Annotated in this window: 21 protein-coding genes; 13 read left to right on the top strand and 8 right to left on the bottom strand. The window is 51.8% G+C overall.

Annotated elements, in window-relative coordinates:
* Positions 1-392 precede the first annotated feature (392 nt).
* The 10 genes from MHN33_RS14335 (at position 393) to MHN33_RS14290 (ending at position 15,045) form a co-directional block, all read left to right on the top strand.
* Entirely contained in the window at positions 393-1,268 is an 876-nt protein-coding gene (locus MHN33_RS14335; RefSeq protein WP_239398715.1) for a hypothetical protein, read from the top strand.
* 708 nt (positions 1,269-1,976) lie between these two features.
* Positions 1,977-3,338, top strand: coding sequence for a bifunctional UDP-N-acetylglucosamine diphosphorylase/glucosamine-1-phosphate N-acetyltransferase GlmU (gene glmU, locus MHN33_RS14330; RefSeq protein WP_239398714.1), 1,362 nt, complete (start codon positions 1,977-1,979; stop codon positions 3,336-3,338).
* Between the two features lie 156 nt (positions 3,339-3,494).
* Positions 3,495-4,739 (top strand): HlyD family efflux transporter periplasmic adaptor subunit, encoded by a 1,245-nt coding sequence (locus tag MHN33_RS14325; RefSeq protein ID WP_239398713.1) that lies wholly within the window; start codon positions 3,495-3,497, stop codon positions 4,737-4,739.
* Positions 4,740-4,769: 30 nt separating this feature from the next.
* Positions 4,770-6,914, top strand: a complete 2,145-nt coding sequence (locus MHN33_RS14320; protein ID WP_239398712.1) for a peptidase domain-containing ABC transporter — start codon at positions 4,770-4,772, stop codon at positions 6,912-6,914.
* 183 nt (positions 6,915-7,097) lie between these two features.
* Positions 7,098-8,312 (top strand): lanthionine synthetase C family protein, encoded by a 1,215-nt coding sequence (locus tag MHN33_RS14315; protein WP_239398711.1) that lies wholly within the window; start codon positions 7,098-7,100, stop codon positions 8,310-8,312.
* A gap of 10 nt (positions 8,313-8,322) precedes the next feature.
* A complete protein-coding gene (locus MHN33_RS14310; protein ID WP_239398710.1) occupies positions 8,323-11,469 on the top strand; it encodes a lantibiotic dehydratase in 3,147 nt (1,048 codons plus the stop codon).
* A 97-nt stretch (positions 11,470-11,566) separates the two neighbouring features.
* Complete coding sequence (locus tag MHN33_RS14305; protein ID WP_239398709.1) at positions 11,567-12,109, top strand: hypothetical protein; 543 nt, start codon at positions 11,567-11,569, stop codon at positions 12,107-12,109.
* A 38-nt stretch (positions 12,110-12,147) separates the two neighbouring features.
* The gene (locus MHN33_RS24050) at positions 12,148-13,194 is read left to right on the top strand and encodes an AraC family transcriptional regulator (RefSeq protein ID WP_239398708.1); all 1,047 of its coding nucleotides are present in this window, start codon (positions 12,148-12,150) and stop codon (positions 13,192-13,194) included.
* A gap of 94 nt (positions 13,195-13,288) precedes the next feature.
* Positions 13,289-14,734, top strand: a complete 1,446-nt coding sequence (locus tag MHN33_RS14295) for a hypothetical protein (RefSeq protein ID WP_239398707.1) — start codon at positions 13,289-13,291, stop codon at positions 14,732-14,734.
* Complete coding sequence (locus tag MHN33_RS14290) at positions 14,722-15,045, top strand: hypothetical protein (protein ID WP_239398706.1); 324 nt, start codon at positions 14,722-14,724, stop codon at positions 15,043-15,045. The genes MHN33_RS14295 and MHN33_RS14290 overlap by 13 nt, the downstream gene beginning before the upstream one ends.
* Here MHN33_RS14290 and MHN33_RS14285 read toward each other — a convergent pair.
* The gene (locus MHN33_RS14285) at positions 14,979-16,283 is read right to left on the bottom strand and encodes a serine hydrolase domain-containing protein (RefSeq protein ID WP_239398705.1); all 1,305 of its coding nucleotides are present in this window, start codon (positions 16,281-16,283) and stop codon (positions 14,979-14,981) included. The two genes, MHN33_RS14290 and MHN33_RS14285, sit on opposite strands and share 67 nt — an antisense overlap.
* Before the next feature lie 279 nt (positions 16,284-16,562).
* Between MHN33_RS14285 and MHN33_RS14280 the strand changes: the two genes are divergently transcribed.
* Together MHN33_RS14280 and thpR are read left to right on the top strand one after the other, a co-directional pair.
* Positions 16,563-17,291: a helix-turn-helix transcriptional regulator gene (locus tag MHN33_RS14280; protein ID WP_239398704.1), complete on the top strand. Its 729-nt coding sequence runs from the start codon at positions 16,563-16,565 to the stop codon at positions 17,289-17,291.
* A gap of 77 nt (positions 17,292-17,368) precedes the next feature.
* Positions 17,369-17,899 carry an RNA 2',3'-cyclic phosphodiesterase gene (gene thpR, locus MHN33_RS14275; RefSeq protein WP_239398703.1) on the top strand — a complete coding sequence of 177 codons (531 nt, stop codon included), beginning with the start codon at positions 17,369-17,371 and terminating at the stop codon, positions 17,897-17,899.
* On the opposite strand, the gene MHN33_RS24045 is transcribed toward thpR, so the two are convergent.
* From MHN33_RS24045 to MHN33_RS14255, 4 genes are read right to left on the bottom strand one after another with little or no spacing between them, the layout of a single operon-like run.
* Complete coding sequence (locus tag MHN33_RS24045; RefSeq protein WP_239398702.1) at positions 17,805-18,917, bottom strand: helix-turn-helix domain-containing protein; 1,113 nt, start codon at positions 18,915-18,917, stop codon at positions 17,805-17,807. The genes thpR and MHN33_RS24045 overlap by 95 nt on opposite strands.
* Positions 18,908-19,561 carry a hypothetical protein gene (locus MHN33_RS14265; protein ID WP_239398701.1) on the bottom strand — a complete coding sequence of 218 codons (654 nt, stop codon included), beginning with the start codon at positions 19,559-19,561 and terminating at the stop codon, positions 18,908-18,910. The genes MHN33_RS24045 and MHN33_RS14265 overlap by 10 nt, the downstream gene beginning before the upstream one ends.
* 5 nt (positions 19,562-19,566) lie before the next feature.
* Positions 19,567-20,352, bottom strand: coding sequence for a hypothetical protein (locus MHN33_RS14260; protein ID WP_239398700.1), 786 nt, complete (start codon positions 20,350-20,352; stop codon positions 19,567-19,569).
* Between the two features lie 25 nt (positions 20,353-20,377).
* Positions 20,378-21,646, bottom strand: coding sequence for a LysM peptidoglycan-binding domain-containing protein (locus MHN33_RS14255; RefSeq protein ID WP_239398699.1), 1,269 nt, complete (start codon positions 21,644-21,646; stop codon positions 20,378-20,380).
* 174 nt (positions 21,647-21,820) lie between these two features.
* Here MHN33_RS14255 and MHN33_RS14250 point away from each other — a divergent pair, with 174 nt between their 5' ends.
* Positions 21,821-22,126, top strand: coding sequence for a DUF6482 family protein (locus tag MHN33_RS14250; RefSeq protein WP_239398698.1), 306 nt, complete (start codon positions 21,821-21,823; stop codon positions 22,124-22,126).
* A gap of 67 nt (positions 22,127-22,193) precedes the next feature.
* Here the strand turns inward: MHN33_RS14250 and MHN33_RS14245 are convergent, their stop codons facing one another.
* From MHN33_RS14245 to MHN33_RS14235, 3 genes are all read right to left on the bottom strand, one after another.
* Positions 22,194-22,667 carry a YbaK/EbsC family protein gene (locus MHN33_RS14245; protein WP_239398697.1) on the bottom strand — a complete coding sequence of 158 codons (474 nt, stop codon included), beginning with the start codon at positions 22,665-22,667 and terminating at the stop codon, positions 22,194-22,196.
* A 73-nt stretch (positions 22,668-22,740) separates the two neighbouring features.
* A complete protein-coding gene (locus tag MHN33_RS14240; protein WP_239398696.1) occupies positions 22,741-23,640 on the bottom strand; it encodes a pepsin/retropepsin-like aspartic protease family protein in 900 nt (299 codons plus the stop codon).
* Positions 23,641-23,724: 84 nt separating this feature from the next.
* Positions 23,725-25,692, bottom strand: a complete 1,968-nt coding sequence (locus tag MHN33_RS14235; RefSeq protein ID WP_239398695.1) for a TonB-dependent receptor — start codon at positions 25,690-25,692, stop codon at positions 23,725-23,727.
* Between the last annotated feature and the right edge of the window lie 85 nt (positions 25,693-25,777).

Below are 25,777 nucleotides of genomic sequence, written 5' to 3'. Positions count from 1 at the left end.
CTCAGAGGGGTTGCAATTTATCTTTGACGTGTGGCTAGCACAATCGACAACCTTGACTCATCTTCAGTATTTGTCGCGCTTCGCGACGGTAGGCACTGATTACGACAAATGCTCCGGCAATTGTCATCATAAGCCGTGATGTATTAAGGCACCTGCCTATCCTGTCTGTACACTCATATCTGACATGCGGAACCTTTGCATGCTGCCCGCAGCTTCCTTTGTGACAACCTCGTTTATTTCTCGACTGGCCCAGATCTGCGCGGGCACTGAACACAGTCTTAATCAGAAAAGGCTTTGCGGTTATGGCGGCCGCCTTACTGGTTGGCGGTAGTGTGCTGGGTCTTTCATTTTCGTCATTTGAGTCAGCTGAGTCAGCAGTCACAGTGTAGGACATGCACTACAATGAGCAGCTTTTATCCTGGATACCCGGCCGATCTATGCGGGCTAAAGTATCACCAAATAATGAGTATGTTGCATTTTCCTTTCTGCCAGAAGGTAGTGAGTCCCAAAGCTTGATCATTAAGGAGCTTAAAACTGGACTGGAGAAAAAAATCAGCGAACTGGGGATTAATTTTTATCCTCTGGGTTGGTCTGCAGATTCGAGCAAGCTGTTTTATCGTTTGGACGAGGCGGACCACTGTGAGGTTTGGCAGGCACAGAGAAACCTGGCTGGCAGCAGTCGCTTTCTATTTGAATGTGATGACTTTATAGAACGTGGTGCCGGTGTTGGCGGTAACGCTTTTGTGTACTCCAAGGCCAATTATCGTGGCCGAGAGCAGTTGTCTGTTTTGATGAATTACGATTTCGAAACCGGCGAAGAGTTCCAGTTAACCTCCCCGAACCTGAACTCGTTTGGTGATATGTTTTTGCTATACGAATCTTCGCTCGACACGGTGTTTTTTACGCGCCGTCAGTACGACTCGTATGAGCTTTATATGACGGATATGGAAGGGAGAACACAGACTAAGCTATACGAATCTAAAACGCCCATCTGGGAGCTTAGTTATAACAGCGAGTCGAATACACTCATGTGGTTTTGCAATGCGACAAACCGGATGTTTGAGTTCTCTATGGATGCAAGAGTGTTGAAAAGCAAGACACAGCTTAGCAATGATGGTAACTATGCCAATGCCTACCCCGTATCCAAAGAGCAAGTGATCGCCGTGAAGTATCCGTATAAGCATGAGATTTATGAATTTAGCCTGGCACAGGGGACTTTGTCGCCGCTCCTGATGAATGACGAGATTAAGCAAGACTTGCAGCCCTAATCTGTGACTGCAAGCGATGCCTCTGCGAGGCCTGAGGTCGCCTCAGTCAGGCGATTCAGGCACGCTGTCGCGTCTTTGCATTTAAACACTGTCTATCAAAGGTGAAATATGTATTTATCGAATGAACAAGCACGCAGTGTCGCAGGTGGCACGAATACTGATAAGAAAGACTATTCAAAAATTGAGTGCGATCTTTAACTAACAAAGGAAAATAAAATGAAAATTATTGAAAATAAAGAACTACTCTCACTGGTTTCTGGTGGTATTGATGAAGGCGGTTGTATTTTGTTCCCGCCTCATGGCCTTAAATAGCACTAAGATCCTTGCAGGTGTGAGCTGTCTGCTCTAATCCACTGCAAAGCAAGCCACACAGCAATCTGTGTGGCTTGCTTATAGGTGCTTTCAGGGGTTGGTTTGAAACATAAACCGCTCGCGCAGTGTATCCAGATGGTGCGTAAAATCAGCTAAAACCGTGCAATGTGCCGTGATTGGCGCGGTTGATATATGACACGCGGCCAGCAAAAAGTGAGCAAAGTCGGTAAGAAGCCAGCAAAAATTTGAATGACTGGTAATTTTCTTGTTATTGCGGTTTGGTTCTTATATTAGCGCTAAAAGGTGGTTACAATTGGCGATAGTAAAAAGTCTCGATCGCATAACTCCGTACCCAGGGTCGGATTAGTGGTAATAAAAAATTAAGGATTCTGTTCAATGGCACTGACAACAGTAATATTAGCCGCGGGCAAAGGCACTCGCATGCGTTCCAAGTTACCCAAAGTACTTCATCCTGTCGCAGGCAGGCCGATGGTACAACATGTAATTGATAATGCTATCGCTTTAGGTGCCAGTACCACAAATCTTGTTTATGGTCATGGTGCACAGCAGTTACAGGAAGCGTTAAAGCACAACGAGGTAAACTGGGTACACCAGGCAGAACAACTGGGTACAGGTCATGCGGTTGCGGTGGCCAAAGAGCACATTGCTGACGATGACACTGTACTGATTTTATATGGTGATGTGCCATTAACGCGCTTGTCCACACTACAACGTTTGCTGGATGTGACACCAGACAGAGGACTGGCTGTGCTGACCGTGAACCTCGAGAATCCAATGGGATATGGCCGTATGTTGCGTGACAATGGCAAGCTGGTAGGGATTGTTGAACAAAAAGATGCCACACCAGAGCAACTGGCCATTCAGGAGATCAACACCGGTATAATGGCGGCCAACGGGGGGTTATTGAAAAAGTGGCTGGGTCAGCTGTCCAATAATAACGCCCAGGGTGAATATTACCTGACCGATATCGTTGCCATGGCACATCAGGATGGTGTTGAGATTACCTCGGCGCAACCGGATGATGCGATGGAAGTCGAAGGCGCCAACAACCGCGTTCAGCTTGCGGGACTGGAGCGCGCTTATCAAAAATGGCAAGCCGAAACCCTGATGCTCAATGGCGCCAGCCTGGCTGATCCGCAGCGCATCGATGTGCGTGGCGAGGTGATCACCGGTGAGGACGTCCAGATTGACGTGAATGTTATTTTTGAAGGCCAGGTTGAACTGGGTGATGATGTTGTCATTGGTCCTAACTGTGTCCTGAAGAACTGCAAAATTGGTCGGGGCGTGGTGATCAAAGCGAATACTCTGATTGAAGAAGCTACGGTGGGCGATCTCTGTACGCTGGGCCCGTTTGCCAGACTGCGTCCTGGCTCTGTAATGGAGACGGATTCGCACGTCGGTAATTTTGTTGAGATGAAAAAATCGCGTCTGGGCAGAGGCTCCAAAGCGAACCACTTAACGTACCTGGGCGACACACTGGTTGGTGAAAAGGTTAACATCGGTGCGGGTACGATTACCTGTAATTATGATGGCGTCAATAAGTCTAAAACCATCATTGGGGATGGTGCATTCATTGGTTCAAACTCTTCACTGGTTGCACCGGTCGAAATTGGTAAGGCTGCCACTGTGGGAGCCGGCTCCGTGATCACCACAAAAGTGGCCGACGAAGAACTGGCGGTTGCCAGAGGCAAGCAACGCAACATTGTAAACTGGCAAAGGCCAGTAAAGAAAGGTTAGTAAAAACGGGAGCTTATGCTCCCGTTTCTGATTCTGACACGGGCATTATATGAGACTCTGCGTAGTGAGTTCCTTTCTGCAGGCCAAAGTGATACATTACGGAGGGTTAATTAAAATTTAACAATAAAAACTCAACCAATCGGGTGTTAGTTAATTATGGAAAATCTCTTTAGAAAAGAAGTATTAGAGAGTAAAAGACACCGGCTAGAAGGAGCTGTAAGTTTAGTTCAACCACCCGTGTTCAAGACACTGGCTTTACTTATCCTGATCGTCGTTGTTATCAGTATCATCTTTCTTGCAAGTGGCAGTTATGCGCGCAAAGAGCGCGTCTCTGGTGTGATAGAACCTAATACCGGGGTGCTGAAGCTGGTCGCGCCACAAACCGGGATCATTGCCGAGGTATTGGTGTCTGAAGGAGACTATGTCGAGGCCGATCAGCCCTTATTACGGGTCGCATCCGCCAAGCACAGTACTCAATCACTGGAACTGAACCAGGCATTACTCAATCAATATGGCTTTCAGCTGCGTAATTTGCAGCAACAAATCAGCCAGCAAAAACGCCAACATATCCTTGAGTTAACGGAGCTTAGGCGGCAAAAAGCCACGTCGCAAGCGCGCCTGAAAGAATTAGACAATCAGGCCAGCACGTTTGAAAAACGGCTCCAGTTAAACCAGCAGATGGTGGGACAGATCAGCACGCTTAAAGGCACCGGCTATATTTCTGAGCTGGAATTGCAGCGGCAAAAAGATACCCTATTGTCTTTACAACAACAGGCATCCAGCATTCAGTCAGAGCGACTGACACTGGCCTCGCAAATTCAGCAGTACGACACTGAGCTGGAAAAGCTACCGTTGCAACACGACGAACGCCTCAGCCAGCTGGAATCCCAGCAGGCAGATCTACAGATCCAATTGTCTTCTGTTGAACAGCAACGCCTTGGGGAGTTGCGTGCGCCAAAAGCGGGTGTGGTGACCGGGTTACTGGGCAAGGTCGGCAAAAGCGTCAATGCCGGGCAGAACCTGCTGAGTATTTTGCCGCAGGGCAGTCAGATGCAGGCGATTATCTATGTACCAACTTCTTCTTTTGGTTTCATCAATCTCGGTCAGGAAGCTAAGTTGCGCTACCACGCCTTCCCCTATGAGAAATTTGGTATTTACAACGGCACCATAGAGCAGGTCAGTAACAGTGTGATCCTGCCGGAAGAAACCAGCACACCCGGTGTGATACAACAGCCCGCTTATCGGGTGGTGGTGTCACTGCAGGAGCAGCAGATCTCTGCCTATGGTAAAGCGACGCCGCTACGCGCCGGGATGATGCTGGATGCCGACATCATTGTTGAAGAACGCTCTTTATTGCGTTGGTTATTTGATCCCGTGTTTAGTATTAAAGGACAGCTGTAGGCTGTAACTACAAGAATAAAAAGGCTTTTTATGCACGTTGAAGACGAATCACCGGTACAGCAGTTACAGTTCTGGTCAAGCAAGTCACTGCCTGTTATTTTGCAATCTGAGGCCGCCGAATGTGGCCTTGCCAGCCTCGCCATGGTGGCGGCTTATCATGGTTATCACAGTGATCTCACTACGCTGAGGCAAAAGTTCAGTATTTCCATCGAAGGGGCAACCCTGCTGGACATTATGCACTTTGCTGAGAAGCTGGAAATGAGTTCGCGACCGCTGCGCATTGAATTGGAAGATCTCGATGCCCTGCAAACGCCCTGTATTTTGCATTGGGATATGAATCACTTTGTGGTGCTGAAAAAGGCCAATGAAAAACGTATTGTGATCCACGATCCGGCGTCGGGCGAGAAAACCTTCACGATGGCGGAGGCATCCAAGCACTTTACCGGGGTCGCGCTTGAGCTGACCCCAACCAAGAGCTTTGAAAAGAAAGAAAAGAAACCCAGCTTGCAGTTCTCGGATTTCTGGAGCCGCATTACCGGGCTGAAACGCTCGCTGACGCTGATTTTCCTGTTGTCTATTTTATTGCAGGTGTTTACCCTCGCCGCCCCCTATTATATTCAGCTGGTGATCGACGACGTGGTACTGACCGGAGACACGAATCTGCTCACGGTGCTTGCTACCGGCTTTTTCCTGGTACTGGTGTTTGAAATAGCCACCAATGCGCTGCGGGGCTTTACCTTACTGCACTTTGGTAACCAGATGAACATTCAGCTCGGTGCCAACTTGTTTCATCACCTGGTGCGCCTGCCCATTTCTTACTTTGAAAAACGTCATATGGGTGATGTGGTATCCCGCTTTGGCTCGTTGCAGCAGGTGAAGCAAATCCTCACTACCGGGGTGATCGAAGCCATAATTGACGGGCTGATGGCCATCATCACACTGGCCATGATCTTTTTTTATAGTCCCACTTTATCGGCCGTGGTCTTAGCAGCGGTAGTGGCCTATGCCATTGTGCGCATTGCAATGTACCGACCGTTTCGCAATATCAGCGAGCAGGAGATCATGGCGCGTGCGGAAGAAAACTCCAACTTTATGGAAACCGTGCGGGGCATTCAGACGATTAAACTGTTTGGCTCAGAGGTGAAACGCGAAGGCCAGTGGCAAAACCGCTATGCTAACGCCATCAATCAGAGCATCCGTCTCGGTAATTTTCAGATTGGCTATGATGCCATCAACCGGGCACTGTTTGGTATTGAAAATATTCTGGTGGTGTATCTGGCGGCGCACTTAGTGCTGGACGGAGGGTTCAGTACCGGAATGCTGTTTGCCTTCATGTCGTATAAGCGCCAGTTTATGGACAAAACGGCCAACCTGATCGAAAAGCTCATTGAATTTAAAATGGTGGGGCTGCACTTTGATCGTATCGCCGATATCGCATTGACCGACAAAGAGATCCTTCAGCCGGATCAGGTTAAGCAGCATCAGGTGAAAGGTCAGATTGAGCTGCGCAATATTTGCTTTGCTTATTCAGATGCCACACCCAACGTACTTAATGACCTTAACCTGACGATTGAAGCGGGCGAGTCTGTGGCCATTACCGGGCCTTCTGGCTGTGGTAAGTCGACCTTGCTGAAAATCATGCTGGGTCTCAATCAGCCAAAAAGTGGTGAGGTCCTGATTGATGGCACCCCTATGGAGCAGATCGGCGCACGTCAGTACCGTCAGCAAATTGCTGCTGTAATGCAGGATGATGAGCTATTGTCAGGCTCCGTGGCTGACAACATTGCCTTCTTTGACACCCCGATCGATATGGAGCGGGTTGTTTATTGCGCCGAGCTGGCGGCGATCCATGACGATATCAGTCAGATGCCAATGAACTACGACAGTCTGATCGGCGACATGGGGTCGAGCCTGTCCGGTGGTCAGAAGCAGCGTATTATCCTGGCCCGTGCATTGTATAAACAGCCCAAAATTCTGTTTATGGATGAGGCAACCAGCCATCTGGACACCAATTTGGAGTCAGATATCAATGAAGCCGTGTCGCGCCTGGATATCACCCGGGTGATCATTGCACACCGAAAAGAAACCATTGCCTCGGCGGATCGGGAAGTGCGCCTGAAAAGAGCTGAGGTGCCTGACCCTTATGCCCAGGAGGAAGAATCGGTGTGCGAATAAGGCCTCACCGAATTGTTTTAATTTTGTAATTCTTGTGTGTTTTTGAGGTTGAGCAAGTGAGTTTTTTAGGTTAACGTCAATTGAGGTAACACAGGTACAAACGAGGTTGTGCGCATCATTGATGCGTATGTACCGCCGGCATCACGATAACAATAACGAAAGACGATTAGATTAAGGATGAACATGCCAGAGCAATTTTCATTGTCGACGCAGCAGCGCGATACCATCAACACCCTACTGACTATCATCACTGACAAAGTCAGCAGCAACGTCAAAGACGTCGACTTACCCCATGGTCTACTGAGTGGGTTAGCGGGGCAGCTGCTGTTTCTATACAAGGCTTATGAATACGACGCGAGCCTGGTCGACGAAGCGCTGTTTACAGATAAACTGGAAGCACTTCAGGAGGAGTTGGATCAACAGAGTTTTGAGCTGAGTAATGGCCTGGCCGGACAAGCCTGGTTACTGGAGTACCTGAATCAGGCCGATCCCGAAGACTATGATCCGGAACTACTCGAAGAAGTCGATCAGCTATTCTGCGCGTCACTGGATCATCAGCCCTGGCAGGGTGAAATAGAAATGGTACTGGGACTTTCCGGATTTGCACCCTATGCCTCTCGCCGTGCCAAGCAGTCAGATCAGACGGCGCTGTATGACGTGATTGTCAGCGGCCTGGAAAGTACTGCAACCCGGTTTGACAATGGCCATATCACCTGGTCGCAACCGCAAACGTCTGTTTATCGCTTTAATAAAGATGCGCCCGAAGAGCCCGAGTATAATCTGGGTCTGGCGCATGGTGTACCCGGTATCATCGCAGCCCTGTTACCTGCGGTAGAAATTCCTACGCTGAGAGAGCGTGTGACAGCCCTGCTTCTGGGGGCCTGTGATTGGTTATTGGAGCAGCAAAGCCCGGACAGCGCATCACCTTCATGTTTTGGCTCTTGCGCCGGAGGAGAGCACCTGTCTCGTCTGGGGTGGTGTTACGGTGACCTGACCATCGCTATGACGCTGGCACGTGTCGGCCAGCAGCTTGATCGCCCGAGTTATATCGAGCGGGCATTAGAAATTGGCCTGCATGCAGCCGAGCGTGATGAGCAGTCTGGTCATATTGTTGATGCCGGTCTGTGCCACGGTTTTTATGGTATGGCATTGATTTACCAGATCCTTAACCAGTTAATGCCTGATCCTCGCTTTCTCCAGGCCATGCAGTACTGGCTTGATCATGCTTTACAACAGTACACCGAGCGGGGCATCGAATCATTATACGCGTATAACGGGTTAGACAAAGATTACTATGAGGACTTTGGTTTTCTGATGGGGTATGCCGGGGTAGGCCTAGCTCTGGTCTCGTTGTTGGATGATGATACAAGCTGGGTCGATTGTTTGTTAATGGCATAGGGAGTGAGTGATGTCTAAGCAGTTAAAAAGTGAAGATTTCTTTGTGATTCGTACGCCTCGTCTGGGGCTTGAGCAACTGGCACAGTTTGGCGAGGATCGTGCCGACACCAATGTGTTGCTGGCTGCCTGGCTGGCCACACCGGGTGTGGAAGAGGCCATTTATCTTGCCAGCCCGTCTTTACTGGAGCGGATCGAACAGTGGCGTACTAAGCCTGAGTCAAAGCAAGGCAAAAAGGTGGCTCATGCGCTGATCAAATATATGGTTCGGATGTGCTCCAGACCCACGCCATTTGGCCTGTTTTCCGGGATCCATCAGGGTAGCATCACCCAACAAACTGAACTGAATGTGGCTGAGTTAACGCAGGACAGCCGTAAAACCCGACTCGACATGTTTTACCTGAATGCGCTAAAAGAGCATTTTATTAAGCATGCCTCACGTTCAGATACCCTGACTTACAAACCGAATTCTTCTCATTATTTTATCGCCGAGCAGTGCCGCTACATAGAAACTTACTTGTCTGAAGAGACTATGCAGTATCGCCTCAGCGCCGTGGAGAGTGACGAGTATTTCCGTTTTGTGCTGGATGTTGCTCGTGACGGAAAAAGCTTTAATGCGCTGGTCGCTCAGTTCTGTGCTCAGTATGACGAAGCGGACCAGGAAGAGGTGGAAGCCTATATTCAGGATCTGATTGATGAAGGTGTACTGCTGGCAGATATTCCCTTGCCACTGACTGGCGAGTCGCCGGATCGGGCACTACTGAAATCCATCACTGCTATCGGAGAGCTCGATACCGCCGATAAATTGGCCACGGCACTGGCGCAAATTGACCAGCTGGACGCACAAAAAACGGGTGACATAGCGCCCTATAAAAAGCTGCTGGCGCACCTGCAAAGTTTGCCGGTGAAGGTGCAAGAGAACAAGTTATTCCAGAGTGATATTTATCGCCACTTTAACGACTGTCAGCTCTCTGGGCAGGAAGTATTACGCTTGCAAAAGCAACTGGAATTGATTGCCGGACTGAGCGTCTCTGAACAGGGGAGCACACTCAGTCAGTTTATGACCAAGTTTAATACCCGCTTTGAAGGCCAGTTTGTGCCGCTCGATAAGGTCCTCGACGATGAGTCCGGGATCGGCATTTCCACTGAAACCGGATATGAGGCCCCGCTGGTGGCCGGGCTGAATCTGGCTCGCAGTGGTGCCGCTCAGCAGAACGTGCCGGAAATCAGTGTACTGGATGGCATTGTAGAAGATGCGCTGAGTCAGCCACAGAATCGCGGCAAAGACTGTGTGGTGCTGCGCGCTAAAACGCTCAGGCAAAAAGTGACAAACAAAGAGGCAGTGGCTAAGTTCCCATACTCGTTTGCCACTATGGTGAGCCTGTATCAGGATGACAGGGGCAATCCTGTTTATAAATTCAATGGCTGCTATGGCCCGTCTGCGGCTAACCTGCTGGGACGTTTTTGTCACCTTGATGAAGGACTGAAAGACGATGTGACGGCACATCTGGCCTGCGAGCAGTCGCACAGTGACGAGGTGATTTTTGCCGAAGTGGTACACATGCCGGAAGGGCGTCCGGGGAATGTGATTGCGCGTCCACATTTACGTCAGTACGAAATTGTCTTCCTGGCTGACAGTGCACTGGATGATGAGTACCAGATCCCATTAAGTGATTTGTATGTCTGGGTGGAAGGGCGCAAAGTTAAGTTATGGAGTAAGCGCCTCAATAAGCAGGTGGTGCCACGCTTGTCGAGTGCTCACAACTACTCTGCGCGCAGTCTCAGTGCCTATAAATTCTTGTGTATGCTGCAACATCAGGATGGCAGACCCCCTCAGTTTAAGTTGCCAGCTAGCCTGGATCGCGCCACATTCGTGCCCCGTCTGATGCTGGACAATCTGATCCTGAGTGAAAAAACCTGGCGCATTGAGAGAACTGAACTGGAAGCCGTCAGCAAAAAAGACCAGTTTGATCGGACTAAACTGGATGCCTTGCTGGCAACCTATCAGCTCGATCCACAGGTGAGCTTTGCCATGGCCGACAATGTGTTACAGCTGGATTTACGTAATCCGGACATGTTTGCCATTTTACTGGCAGAAACCAAAGGTCATCGTCGGGTTGAGCTCAAAGAAGTAATCAGTCAGCACTACCCTTCCAGAGTAGTGGATGCGCAGGGCAACCACTACAGTAATGAAGTCATTATCCCATTCATCAATGAGCATGCCCCGGTGCATCATCATTACAGCGATGATCCACTGGGTAACATTACCGCAGCACCACTGAAACGTCGCTTTAGTGCCGGATCGGAGTGGTTAAGCCTGAAGATCTACTCAGGTAACTCACTGGTTGAGCAGTTGCTGACCGAAGAGCTGCTGCCGCTGATTGAACAAAGTGGCGACCTGTACGACAAGTGGTTCTTTATCCGCTATGGTGATCCGGATTGGCATATACGCTTGCGTTTTCATGGTGATCCCGGGTTGCTATGCGGCCAGCTGCTGCCTAAACTGAATGCCTTACTGGATCCCAAGGTGGAAAGCGGTGAGCTGCATAAAGTCGAACTGATGACCTATGAACGTGAAGTTGAACGTTATGGGGGTCCTGAGTCGATGGCGCTGGTGGAGTCGCTGTTCATGTATGACAGTGAGCTGATAGCCAGAACATGTGCGTTGATCGAGGAATACGGCGAGGATGTGCGCTGGCGCATGGCGCTGGCACAGACCCATAAGCTACTGGATCTGTTCGAATATGATGCTGCCACACGCTTTGCTCTGATCAGCCAGTTACGTGACGGATTTGGCAGAGAGTTTAATGAAACCAGTATGTTACGCAAACAGCTGGGCAACCGTTATCGTGATTATGAAGCACAACTGGATAAAGACTTTGCGATGCTAACCAGGCAGGGGGATGCCGAGGCGGATGAAGCGCAGCAGGCATTGTTTGAGATCCTGTCTCAGTGGTATCTGGCGGCTGAGCCAGTGGTCACTGTACTCAATCGTATGATTGATGAGGGCAAGCTCAACTGTAGTAAAGATACGTTACTGAGTTCATTACTGCACATGCACAATAACCGTATGTTTAAGGCCTATGGTCGTGAGCAGGAGCTGGTGATCCACGATATGCTCCGTCGTAAGTACTTTTCTGCAGATAAAAAAGCCGACTAAGTGACTAAGCCACAAAAAGCGCACTGCCAAGTGCGCTTTTTGTGTTTATGGGGCCCATTGACTACCCTAGAATAACAACTGATTAAAGGATGGTTTTATGAACCTTACAATAACGCACTGGCTCAGTATTGTGGCCCTGCTTGTGTGTAGCACACAGCTGTTGGCAGATGACAACAAACCCGCTTCGCTCGCCAAGGAACTCGCTGTATTTCAACCTTTTTTGGGCACCTGGCAGGCGGATTTTTCAGTCCCGGCAGACCAACCGCCGATGCGCGACATCAGTCGCTGGGAGCGGGCGCTGAATGGCACCGCAGTGCGCACTTTACACTCGATCAATGCCGGTATGTATGGTGGAGAGTCACTGATGTTCTGGGATAAGAGCAAAAATGCCCTGGTGTTTTATTACTTCACCACCGCCGGATTTTATACCCAAGGCACCATAGAAGTACTCAGTCCCACTGAGTTTGTCGCTTTTGAGGACGTAACCGGTAATCAGGACGGCATTACTCAGGTGAAATCCATCAGCCGTTTTACGGACGGCCACTTTACGGTATCGACACAGTACCTTAAGCAAGGAAAATGGACCACGCCAGAGCAACGTACCTATGTGCGCAGTAATGAGACGGTACAATTTAAGTAACCGCTGCGGTCAATTCTAACAATAATAAAGAGTTAAACGTGTTCACCTCGCTCAGTATTTCAGGGCTGACAGTGTTTCAGCTGATCTTTGCCTGGCAGATGTGCTTTGCCGCGATACTCGTATGGCAAAATCCACACAGCCGTTGCCTGGTACTATTTTTTGTTTTCCAGACCTTACTGTGCCTTGCCAACGTGCTTGAAAGCGCCGGCTTTACGCTGGCAGGTTACGTTATTACGCCGGCTTTCACTGTGGCCATGGGGCCAGTCTGGTATCTCAGTGTACGCTACCTGGTGGGTGCCTCAGCAGGTGGCTTACTGTCTGCCGGTCATGTGCTGTTGCCCCTGGTGTCGCTGGGCCTGACCGACTATGTTCAGCCGCTTATTGCGCTGGGCAGCATTATGCTGCTGGGTTATCTGGTGGCGTCTTTAAAGCTGCTGCGTGATTATCGCGATACGGTGTGTCAGGTACATGCCGATGCGGCGACGATGGACCTCACCTGGCTGACCAGATTGCTCGGCGTGTATGCCGTGCTGAGTGTGACGGATTTTGTGCGCATGAATGTGCAGCCCTTGACGCCCATGCCCTGGAAAGCCTACTGGTATTTAGCCCATGAAGTGGGCTTCTTTGCTATTCTGTCGGTGTTGCTGATTGGCGTGATAAAGCAGCCGCAGTTGTTTAATCGCCTGGCCCAATATCAAACCCTCAGTCAGCGTGATGATGCTGGACAGGACACGCAGCTGGCGCAGTCGATATTTGCATCGGTAGACGCACAGGTTCGGGAGCTGGGGCTGTTTTGTCAGCCCCGACTGAGTATTCAACATATCGCGGATCAGCTGTCACTGGGGGTGAAGCAGGTTTCTTGGGCCATTAATTCGGTGTCTGGAAATAACTTCTCTAACTATATCAATGAAGTAAGGCTTGAGCAGATTGAAAAACAGTTGGCTGATCCGGCCCACGCTGGGGCGTCGGTGCTCGATATTGCGATGAACAATGGCTTTAATGCTAAGTCGACCTTCAATCAGGCCTTTAAAGCCCGCACGGGAATGACGCCGACGCGTTTTCGACATGGCGCGCTGAAAAACTAACCAAACGCCACTTTTATTCGTTCAGGATCCGGGATCTGGACGAATAAAAGTAGTTTATTCAATACATTGGTTCTTAACTTAAGAGGAGAACCAAATGTATAAAGCCGTTTTTGGACTACTCGGACTCATCGTTTTGAGTTGTCAGCAGTCACATGCAACCCCGTCGCGTGGTACACCCGGGTATCATAACGATGCATATCAAATCCCCGTGTTGCCTGATCAGGTGCGCGATCCGCTTGCCTATTACCACAGCAAAGAGCAGCTGTTTACCCTGGTTGAACGCGAAGACTGGCCTGCGGTCGTTAAACTGGCCACCGGACTGATCCGAGACTATCAAAACGATGGTGTAACCTGGTATTTGCTGAGCCTGGGGTATCGCCAGCAACAGCAGTGGCAGGCAGCCATTGCACCCCTTAAACGGGCGTTGCAGTTGGGCGTGCGGTTACAGCATTTGCCGAAATGGCATGACAATCCCAACGACATGATGGTGACATTAGCTGAGTTGTATGGGGCGCTCAAAGACAAGGCCAATGCTATGTTGTGGCTGGAGCGTGCGCTTGAGGCGCGCTGGGATGACAAGCCCTCGCTGACGGGTCGTAGCCTGTTTAGTCGCAAGCCGAATCCGCATTTTGCTGCGTTTGCACAGGATGCTGATTATCGCCTCTTAGTGGGCGCAGAGTCCGCCTCTGAGCCGGACAGAGATGCACGCTGGCGCTATGATCTGCATTATCTGGCAGATGAGATAAGGCGTTTACATGTGTCGGCCTTTCATCGTATGAGCGAACAGGACTTTGAGCGCAAGCTCGCACAGATTGATAAGCGCATTCCTGCCCTGAGCGATCAGCAGGTCGTGTTTGAGTTGATGCAGCTGCTCGGCATGCTGGAAAATGGCCACAATTTTATTATTCCGGCCTGGGGTAAGGCGGGCAACACGCAGCAGTTACCCGTTCAGTTTTATCTGTTTAAGGAAGGGCTGTTTATTGTGGCGGCCGACTCAGACTATCAACACCTTATTGGCAAACAGGTTTTGATGATAGGAAATACCCCGGCATTGCAGGCACTGGAAAAAACCGGGGCGGTCAACCCGCGCGATAATAATATGCAGCAAGCATGGCTGGGGCCTTACTATTTGAGTCTGACTCTGGTTTTGCAGGGACTCGGGGTGGTCGAAGATGCCAGTGAAGTTGCAGTGACGATCCGTGGTGATGATCGGCAAACACAGCAGCTGACGCTGACGCCGCGGGCTATGCAGTTCCATGGTTTTCCAAAACTGCCGCGCCAGCACCCGCACTCAGAGCCTTACTGGTCAAAGTTACTGCCTGAACACAAGGCGCTCTATGTCAACTTTAATGCCGTGCATGAACGTCAGGATGTGTCGCTGGATGCCTTTAATCAGCAGCTGCGCGACATCCTGCTGGCCGGACAGGCCGAACACTTTATATTGGATCTGCGCGACAACAGCGGCGGAAATGGTTTTTTGTTGCCCAGCACCATTGCCACCGCGGTGCTGTTCGAGGAGAGGGCAAGTTGCTCATTCTGATTGGACGCAATACCTTCTCGGCCGGTCACGATCTGCTGATGGGGATCAGCAGGCTGACCAGCCCTGTTCTGATCGGCGAGCCTTCGGGGACCCGGCCCAACGCCATCGGTGAGGCGGGCTGGTTTAATTTGCCCTACAGTGGCCAGACAGGGGTGATCTCATCCCAGTTTCATCAGCAGGGTGCGGCAGAAGACAGCCGGGTGTGGCTGGCGCCGGACCTGCCCGTTGCCCTGACGGCAAAGGATTACTTTGCCAGTAAAGACGCTGTGCTGGATGCGGCGCTGACATTGGTATCGGGTAAATCACGCTGAGCCTGATCGAGTTGTTGTATATAAGCATGCGCCAGCGTCAGTGCGGCCTGGCCAAAGGTCCTGAAGGGCTTAGTTTTACTGTTGATATTCACCGCCACGCTGAGCTGATGGCGGGGCACCACGATTAACATACTCTGTGATCCTCGCGATACGCCGCCGTGGTGATAGTAAGTAAACGCGGGCTGGTCGTTGTGCTGGTACTCATGACGGCGCCATCCCAGCGCATAGTTTTGCGGGTTGACCTCGCCATGATTCAGGCGCTGTGGTGTCCAGATCTGTTCGCGCACATCAGCATGCAGATAAGCGGTGTCCAGGTAACCACTGCCGAGTCGCACCAGATCGCCGGGTGTGCTGACTAGACCACCGCCCGCCAGGCGGTGGCTGAGGTTGACAGGGCGCCAGGGAATGTACTGAGCGTCCTGCCCCTGACGATTGAAGTAAAAGGTGACCAGCTTATTGGCTTGTGACTCTGCCCCACTGCGCGTCATCCCCAGTGGTGTCAGCACATGCTGTTGCAGTAACTCGAGATAGGGACGCTGGCCATGCTGAGCCAGTACCGCACTTAGCAAGACGGTGCCATAGCTGGAATAATAAAATGCGTCGCCCGGCCTGGTGCGCAGCGGGCCTTCATCAAACTGTGCAACGGCATCTATGACCCGATCAAACTGAGTATTCAGACTGAGTGAGTGGTATAGCCCAATTGGATCCTGGTTGCCTTTGTAATGGGGTAAGCCGGCGCTGTGTGATGCCAGCTGGCGCGGTGTAATATCCCGCCACGCCGGGTTGGGCAGGGGGACCAGACTGTCTTTTAGCGGCGTATCCAGATTAAAGTGGTGCGCCTGTATCAGCTTGGCCATCAACGTAGCGGTCACGGCTTTGGAGGTGCTGCCAATACGAAACTGATGCTCGGGTGTCAGTGCGGTTTTGGTTGCGATATCGGCATAACCGAGTGTGCCCTGCCAGACGAGTTGACCGCGATGTGCGATAGCGGCGGAAATACCGGGCGCGTTGCTGGCAGCTCTGGTGGTGCGGAGAATGTCAGAGGCCCGGATGTTAAATGCACTGAGTGCCGGTGAGTGACGTTGCTGCCGCGGCAAAGGGCCCGTCGGGAGCGGCTCTGCGCTGGCCAGCACCGGCACTTTTTCCAGATTGAAGGCAAAAAACTGATAGACGGGCCAGCCAAAATAGACCAGCGCGGTGACGAGCAGTAATGTCAGCAGACTGAGTAAGTGTTTCATTGTCGATCCTTAATTTACGATAAACTTTCCTAACTATCTGAGAGTTAAGCTTTTAAATCTTGTCTAAAGTGAAAAATGCTGGCCGATTCTGAAAAAGGGGTTAAATAAGCGGGCCTGATCAACCTATGTGTGTGGCAAAAACCACCGGTTTTGCAGAAGGTTAGCCTTGTCTGAGGCTGGTATGACGCCGTATTCCTGCGTATGCTTGGATATTCATCTTGTTATTAATCCATGACTTACCAAGACTGGCCACAATACTAACAACACAAGGACCCGGTCATGACACTCGGACAATACATCAAACAACTCAGACAACAGCAGGCATTGAGTCAGCCCCAACTGGCAACCCGGATGACGGTTGAGCAGAGTTATCTTTCTAAACTGGAGAACGACCACTCCATTCCTTCGAATGACGTTTTCCGAAAACTGCTGGTGGCATTGCAACTGGATCTCGACAGCTTTATGACGGGTATTGGCGATCAGGGAGACAGACATCATTTAACTCAGATCCCGGATATTGAGGCCTGGTATCAGAACCTCGACAAGCACAGGCTGGCGCGGCGACGCAGTTGGTTAGTGATGGCGCTGATGTGTATCGCTCTGGGCTGTGCGCTATTTTACAGTGGCTATCGCACGATATTTCTGCCCGAGTACCAGTATGAGTATTTTTCCTACGGGGAATTACGAGACGAAGAGCCACTGGATTTGTACACTCGCTGGCATCGCTACGTGAGTGAAGCAGACAAACAGAACCGGGCCGACTATGATGCATTGCGGCTGATGTACCAAAAACGCCAGGCGCCGGAGCTGCTTTTCAGTTATGACTATCGTGGCAGTGCCTTTGTGCAGCCGGTGGAAAATGGGCGCCGGTACTATGAGGTGAAGGCTGAACAAGGGCGCATTGTGCCGCGCCCGGGGAATGCCTGGATGCAGTTTATCGGCATTGTCTTATTCGTCGCTGGCCTGCTTGGTTTGTTTATTGAACGTCGCTATGCCCGGGTGCAGTGAACGCTAAGCTGACCCCAGTGTCAGGCAAAAACCCGTATTGAGCGATATACTCAGGGAAAACAGGTCGGGGGTAAGGTATGGCAAAGCGCTTATTTTTTGGCATTGGGCTGGATGAGCACAGCCAGGCACATATTGATGCCTGGTTACAGGCTCAGATCCGCGCCCGCAAAGCCCCGACCAGGCGGCAAAACTGGCACCTGACCCTGGCTTTTCTTGGTCAGGTTGAGGCACCACAGGAGGCCGAGCTGGTGACATTTGCCCGTCAGTTGCAGGTGCCAGCCTTTTCGCTGAACTTTGCCCACACAGGCTACTGGGCGGGCAATGGAATTTTTTATTTACGTCCCGAACCGGTACCGTTGGCGTTGCGCGGGCTGGCTGAGCCGTTACGTGCGCTGGGGGCTAAGCTGGGTTTGCACTGTGATAGGCAGCCCTTTGCTCCTCACATTACGCTGTTTCGCGGTCATAAAGGTGAGCCCGAAGTGCATGCGCCGGTGGCGCCGTTTACCCTTCAGGTCAAAGCTTTTCATCTCTATCATTCGTATCGCTGTGCAGCACAGGGACTGATTTACCGGCCACTTCAGTCCTTTCACCTACCGGCCGGTGATTAAGTGCTTGTCTGCGGTATTCGCCTGGCGTGAGGTGATAGACCTGCTTAAAGGCGCGGTTAAACGGACCAATCGAGTTAAAGCCCGCCTCATAGGCGATGCTCAGAATCGCCGTTCGTGCCTGCGCTACATCCCGCAGCTGCTCGGCGGCATAAGTCAGCCGATGCTGATTGACGAACTGCGAGAAGTTAGTGAATCCCAGTTGCTGATTGATCAGCATGCGCAGCTGATGAGGTGGAATTGTGAGGCGCTCGGCCAGGGTACCTATGGTCAGTTCCGGCTCACGGTAAATGCCTTGCTCAAGCAAAGTTTGCAATGCCTGATAAGTGCTTTGCCACTTTGCAGGGACGGCCGGTGACGCTGTCTGAGTGGTGTCAGTGGCATACCTGTCGTTGGAGCTGGACAGATAAGTGATGAATAACAACAAGATAAAAATAAAGCCCGCATTGGCCAGCAAGAAGGCCGGGTCGCGCCGGATCAGACTGGCACTGAGCTCAAACCCGATCAGCAACAGGCAATGTAACAGCGCAAAGGCGGCCAGCAGCAACCTTAGCTGACGGCGGCGATTGACCAGATCATCGTTAAAATTGGCCAGGCAGTAGAATAAAGTGGCGCCCATCGCCAGAGCGCAAATTACGTGCATAACGGAATGCCAGTGTGTATTGCTCCCGTAGAGCAAAAACACGCTGCTACTGGCCAGTACGCACCCGCCAAGAAGCCAGCGTCCCCAATGCCTGTTCAGCCAGCGCGGCACCCGCTGGTTGAGCAGATACCAGGCAGAGGCGCAGAGCGTGAGCGGCAGCAACTCTGTCCCTGCCAAAAACAGATTTCGCAGCGGGTTAAATCGCCATTCGGGCAGCGGCTGAGTGAGCAACAAAAACAGGCCCAGAGAGATGGCCAGCGCACTACTGAGGAGGCGTTCAACCGAGGTGAAACGGGGCCAGTTAAACAGCACCAGGGCAACGAGTAACCCCATGGCACTGAAGCGAAAAAACAGATCGGCCAGTGTGACTAGCGACACAGTTTGCGCCACAGTCTGCGTAGCAGCCGGATGAGCATACTATCGCGATTAGCTGCCTGCATGAATAACTGTCGGGTTGCCTGGTTGCGAGCTTTGCTGACATGTTTACGTGCGCACTCATGGGCAGCCTGTTGCCAGTCTTCCCGTTTCAGGGCGGTTAAGAGCCTGGGCCAGCGGCTACTGAGGTTAGTCGTGCCCAGGTTGTATGCCAGATCTAACATGGCCAGCCGAACACTGTCTGGCAGCTGTTGATAGGCCCGGGTGTAGCCATTCTCGGGGCTGATCAGGCGGGTCAGCTCCAGCTCAAATGTGCCGATCTGCAGTTCAAGCAGGCGCATGCTTTCGCTGTGCGGCAGGTGTAGGGTGCAGTGCTGGGCATACCAGCGGGCCGTTTTTCCTGCCGGCAGCCGCGTAAACGCAGAGTACTCCTGTCGCTTTTGCGCCCGGCTGGCAGGCCTGTTGGTGTGCTTGTTGCGCAGACTCAGGCGGGTAAAGGCATCCTGACTGGCAACATGAAAGCCCACGCCTATGGTAGGGTTGCCCCGGGTATCCAGATATAAGTGATCGATCACACCTTCAAAGTGACAGATATGACGAACGGCGGGTGACGATGTACGATGTTTAGATAATAGACGCTTCAGCAAACCGGTTAATGCTCCACTGTGGCCGTGTCATCTTGCTGTGCCAGCATTTGTTTGCCCTCGGTGCAATCAGCGACAGGCGACACATGTGAGTCGACAGTAGAAATATAGCACTGTTTGAGCAACGAGCAGTAACAGGTAAAGACCTCTACCTGCTCCGATATATCATCAATTTTATCCCATAAACGATTGTTAAAATTGCTTTTTTGCATGGTGAAAAGGGGCAACGTGGCGCCGTCGGCGAGCAATGAATGTTCGGCCCGGCTGGTAATATACCAGCCAAACTTGGCCAGCACGTTGACCTCGTTGTCGTCCTGCTGCGCAGTATCAAGGGCTTCACGATATGCGCTGATGTTACAGCAGGCATCGAACAGGGCTGTGAGCGAGTCATAGGCCTGGCCGCGATAGTGGTATTGCACCCATTCAATCAGGGCGGGGCCGGTGCCCGAGTTCAGAATGCCAATGGTGATCCTGGGTCTTTCTGCTTCAAGGTCAAAGTTACTGTAGCTAAATTGCAGCCAGGGCCAGGTTTCGGCTTCCAGCTGACGTTCTGCTGCGGCCACTTGCTCCTGCGCGGCTTTGGCCTGCATATAGGTGGCATAGAAAGACGCGGCCGAGATCAGCATAGCGCACAAAGCCAGCACGGTGTTCATTTTGGAGCGTGACAGCCGCAATTGTTTGCCGCGGAAAAACCGTTTTGGCTTGGCATGATGAGGTGCATTGGGGGTGTCGCCCGGAGGCGTAATGTCCGGGCTGTCATCCACGGTGGGAGAGACGATTTCCTGTTGTGTCATACTGCGAGTCCTGTCGAAATGCGGTTTACGGGGCCGAGAGGTGAATGGCCAGGGTTTCTCCCAGTCGCAGACGATTCGAGTTGCGCTGGTTCCAGCGTTTCAGGTCTTTGACCGAGACGCCAAACTGTCTGGCAATACGCCACAAACTGTCGCCACGTTTCACGACGTAATCCAGGGTTTCTGAGCGTGATGGCAGCAACAAAGTCTGGCCAATCCGGATCATATCGCTGCTCAGCTGATTGAACTGACGCAGCTCACCGACCGTGACGCCATGTTGTTTTGCGATCCGGCTCAGGCTGTCGCCACGGCGCACAACCACCTGCTGCCAGCGTGTATCCGGCAGTGCCTGAAATTTCATGGCTGCCAGTTGCCATTCCTGCGCCCGGGTAGTTGGCACCAGCACATGACCGGGGCCGTTGAGCAGCACGGGGAAGCGGCGAAAGCCCGGGTTGAGGACTTCCAGCTCTGCCCAGTTATGTTGGTCGGGCAGGATCACCGCCTTACCCAGTGCCAGCTGCGTAAAAGCCGGCTGATTGTCAATGGCCGGAAAGTGCATGCGCTGCTGTTTCAGCAGGGCGGCGGCGGCTAGCAGCTTGGGTACATAATGCCGGGTTTGTTTCGGCAATGTGAGCGCAAAAAAGTCAGTCGGCTTACCTGCTTTGTGGTTTCGGGCGATGGCAGTGGCAACCCGGCCTTCACCGGTATTATAAGCAGCAATGGCATGGTACCAGTCACCGTCAAAACGCTTGTGTAAATAGACCAAAAAATCCAGTGCTGCCTGAGTGGACTGGATCAGATCCTGTCGTCCGTCAAACCAGGGGTTGATTGTGACACCATAATGCTTTGCGATTAACGGGGTTAACTGCCACAGCCCAGATGCATGCTTTGCTGAGTAGGCCTGAGCGTTAAAATCGCTCTCTATCAGCGGCATCAATGCCAGCTCAATGGGCAGACCCCGGCGCTCCACCTCAGTCACCAGATAATACAGGTAGGGTTGGGCCCGCTCGCTGATGGTGTGCATATAATTCGGGTGTTGCAGATACCAGTTAACCCGCGCCAGTACTCTGGGATGAGTGGACGTGGCAAAGCTCAGCTGCATGCGAATACGCTGCCAGACGTCATCGCTGGTGTGCGGGGTTGGCAGTGCGGGTAAAGGTCTGTCCGGTACGACTGCTGCGGCCGATGTACTGTGATTGGTCGCCAGGTGGTCATCTGAGCGGGTATCTGGGCGGGTAGACTGACACCCGTTGAGTAACATCAGGGTCATCAGCAGGACAAGGATTCTGACTGGCATGTGGTTATTTGGCGTTATTATTGTTTGTTCTGATTGTATATAAGTTGGGGATTTTTGCCACTCTTGTTAGAAGGAGCTGATCGTTCTGACTGAACTGTACGTAAATTGAGCTACACTCAAGTCAGAGGGTCGATCCCTTCAGGCCTGAATTGTTTGCACCGTCAGGGGGTAGTTATGTTACGTTCCGAACTAAAAAGTGAACTGGATCAGAATCATATGGATGCGGTGATCCTCAGTTACGCTGATTCCAACCATTATCTCGCCGGCGGGCTGGATGCGCTGGGCAATTATCATCTGCTGACCGATCGGCAGGGAAAAACACTGACTTATAATTCTCTGCGCGAAGCCGAGCTGGTGCTAAGCGAACTGGGTGCCACTCAGGCTACTTTTGATATGGAAACGGCGTACGACGAAATGATAGGCAATGTCAGCGATGGTCATTGTCGCTTTGTTATGCCGCTAAATAAAAGCACGCTTTAGCCGCGCCTTGTCCGGGTGATGTGGCGCACGCTAGTGGCGCACGCCAGACGCACTTGCCGGGTACCCGCTAATGAAAAGTCTCGTGGCTGAAGCGCAAATGTTTGGCATCTTCCATCAGCTGGCGAAAATCAGCCTGGGCCAGCTGTAGCAGGTGCCTGTGATCGCCTGACTCTATATACACATGAGGCTGAATGAGCAGCAGATCGTCATAGACAATATCCAGGTGATAGGCTTCGGCTATCGGTGGCACGGCACCGGGGCTGCAGTCTGCAAACAGGCGATACACCTGGCGCTCTTTCATCAGGTGAAACCGTCTTTTGAGGGCGTCGTTCAGGCTGCTGAGGCTGATCTTATAATTGGCAGGCAAGACCGCCATCAGGCGTTTACTTTCGTGATCTTCCAGCATCACCGCTTTTGCCAGTTGTGGTAACGGGATCTGGCTGAGATAAGCCGACCCAAAGGATGACTGACTCTCCACGTGTTCGATAACGCGATAAGGAATGAGGTGTGTGTCTAAGTAGGCACTGATACGATGAGTCATGGGACCTCCTCGTGTTGACTTACTGTGACGTTAAGTATAGACGAGCAGGCCCGGTTCGGAAGGAAAATTCGGCTCAGTGTTTTTCTGGTACGCTGATGTGCATATGACCGCGCGCATAATCCAGGGTTACCAGAAAATGTTTAAGCACGTCATAGCCTACTATCCCTCTGACTTTCCTGCCTTTAATCATACTGGATGTATGGGCATATTGCTTAAGCTGAGAGAATTTATGGCCTTTTTCAGGGTAAGCGAGTCGTACATTCGACAACACAAACGGGCCGAAGGTAAACTCTGCTAACCGGGTGGCGCGCATCTCGCTCAGTGCATTGACCCCTCGCGATGTAATCTGTTCGTCATCCGGGTGAATTAAATCCAGTCCTTCAGCCAGGCGGCGGCCAATTAGCACGCCACTGTTGCTGCCGGTATCGAGCAATAACCAGACTTTTTTGCCTGCCATCTCGGCCTGCACAATGGGCAGCCCTGATCCTTTATGTGTTTGGGTCTTAATGTTTTCGTGCTCCGCCACGTTGATCACGTCACGGGTCACCATGCGTATACGATTATTTGGGTAGTCAATCTGAACAACAAATTGACTAAAAAAGCCAGCGCCAATTAGCAGACTGTTCTGCGAGCTGCCCATATTGATCCCAGCTAATTGATTCAGTTTGGTTTTGATACCAAACAAGTCGACATCAACATTGCTATACAGCTTTCTGCGCTCTGTATCGTGCACACCCTGCACTTTAATGTTGCCACGATGTGCGAGGTCGAGTTTGTGCCGGTTAATAAAGTTCTGATTGATGGCGTTACTCTGCGCGCCCGTATCGAGGATCGCCATGCTGTCTACACCTGCCACAGTGACCGGCACTTTAATATGGCCATTTTCCAGTTCGAATGGGATCCAGGGGGTAACGCCGGCATGGGCAATACCAGATACCATCACCGCTATTAAAAAACAGATGAGTCTTGTCATATTAGAGCGCCTTCCTTGTGTTCAGCGATAAGCAAAAACGCATTATCGCTGAATTTTTCCGCAACGGATAGTTTTGGCGCAAATTTAAAGCTGGCCACTGAGTGTCAGGCTCAGTTGAGGCTGTATTGATTCCTCCAGCACTTCTCTGTGCGCCGGGGCGTGGCTGCGATCAGGGTCGTACAGCACTCTGGTATAGCGGTATTGTGCTTTATTGAGCGTGTTCATTTCGGCTCTGAGTGACAATCCATCGCCAATCTGAGTCTGGATAAATGCACTGAGCTCTGCGCCAGAGCGCTCGGTCAACACCTCATCGTGGTAGTACTCCCGCAGGCGGGTAGGTAAAAAGGCCTCAACCCCCCAGGATAAGGTGGCCTGATCACGGCGAAACCCGATAATGAATTCGTGTGGCGTCAGATCTGTAATGGGACGTACACCGCTGAGCGGATCTTTATATCGCGCGTCCCGCCAGGTGTAGCTGAGCTCAATGCGACTGGCGCTGAGCAGGTGCTCGGTGTTAATGCTCCACTCGCTGTCCAGACCAAAGTAGTGGGCCCGTCCGGCGTTGGTGATGGCACCATTGCCATTGGATTGTACCTGATATTCGTGGACCTCCTGTTGCCACTGATAAAGCGGGCTCAGCGTAAATTCAAACAGATCGGCCCGGGCATATTGCCAGGTGAGCATCAGCTCAGTGTACTGCATGGGCTTGAGCTGTTCGCTGCCATTTTGCGTTCGCTCAAAGCCACTGCTCTGGGAGGTCTGAAACAGGGCAAAGTCGAGCTGTTCAGCCTGGTGCTGGGCACTGAAAGTCAGTTGCGAGGCCTCACTGAAGTCGTAACCCAGCTTGAGCTGGGGCTTAAGCAGGCGATGTTTTAAGGGCGGTTCACCATTGTTGCCGGATGTCAGGGTTGCCTGCTCCAGCGCGAGTTTGCCCGAGAACTGCCACTGCGGCGTTATGTGCCAGCTGGCAGCCAGAAAAGGCTCATAACGCGTTTCTGTAACCTTGCTGGATAACGTGTTGCCATCGTCCCGCGTGTCGGCAGTGACCGAGTTGTAACTGCCTTCTATGCCGAGGCTGGGCTGCAGCAGGTGCGCAGGATTGCTGTAGGCCAGCCTGAGCACCTGTTCGCGGGCTCGTTCGCGCTGGGCAAAGGTCGTGAATGCCGGTTGCTGGTTAAACCATTCTTGTATAGACAAGTCTGATTGCTCACGTCTGGCAAGGCCTGTGAGTTGCCACTGCCAGTCTTCAGGCATGTCTCTGAGCCAGTCAAAGCCCAGCTCATATTCGTTCACCTGTTCGTTATCTGTTGTGCCATTCACGGGGGCTGGCGCAGCCGGTGTCCAGCGATAGCGGGTGAGCCAGTCGGTTTGCTGAGCGGATGCACTGAGTTGCAGGCTGCCATTGCTCAGTGGTGCTCGGCTTACCAGAGCCAGCTGCACGCCTTGCTCGCGCTCCGCAAAATGCTCCCGCTGTATCTCGGATGCCTGTTGCTGCTGCAAAGCCGAAAACAGTGCCAGATCACCAGACGAGTAGGCATGGTTATTGACCCATTTTGCACTCACCGTGTGGTGCCACAGAGCGCGGCGGGTTTGCATGCTCAATATCGCCTCGCTCAATGCATGATCACTGTGCTGAGACTGCACAGTGGCCCGCCAGTCAATGGTGGCCCCCTGATCTTTTTTAATGATGTTCACGACCTGGGTGTATTCACTGAGCTGGCTGAACGGGTGCTGGCCGGTATATAACTCCAGGCCTGCTATCTGATTCATTGGCAGCTGACGCAGCAGGGTTTCGATGGAATCGGATTTGGATAAGGGCACTGCGCCGTCGATCAATACATTGCTGCTGGCTCCACTGAGACCGCGTTCGTTGTTGCCTTCACTCAGCACAAAGGTTGGCAACTGGTTGAGCAGATCCAGAGCATGCTGGGCATTAAACTTGGCCAGCGCAGTTTGATCAAACACCTTGTCGGCTTGCTGCTGACCATACACAGGCGTCAACAGGGTACACAACAGCATCGAAGAGAGCAGAGCAGGTTTAAATAGGTTCATACAACACTCCTTGAAAGTTGGCGCTATATTAAGAGATTCAAACCAAAGGAAACAAAAGCTTAGGGGCCAGTCAGAGCTAGCTGGG

Origin of the sequence: Pseudoalteromonas sp. OOF1S-7 (assembly GCF_022347765.1) — a bacterium.
In the GTDB taxonomy this organism is placed as follows: domain Bacteria; phylum Pseudomonadota; class Gammaproteobacteria; order Enterobacterales; family Alteromonadaceae; genus Pseudoalteromonas.
This window is presented reverse-complemented; position numbering and strand designations above follow the sequence as displayed.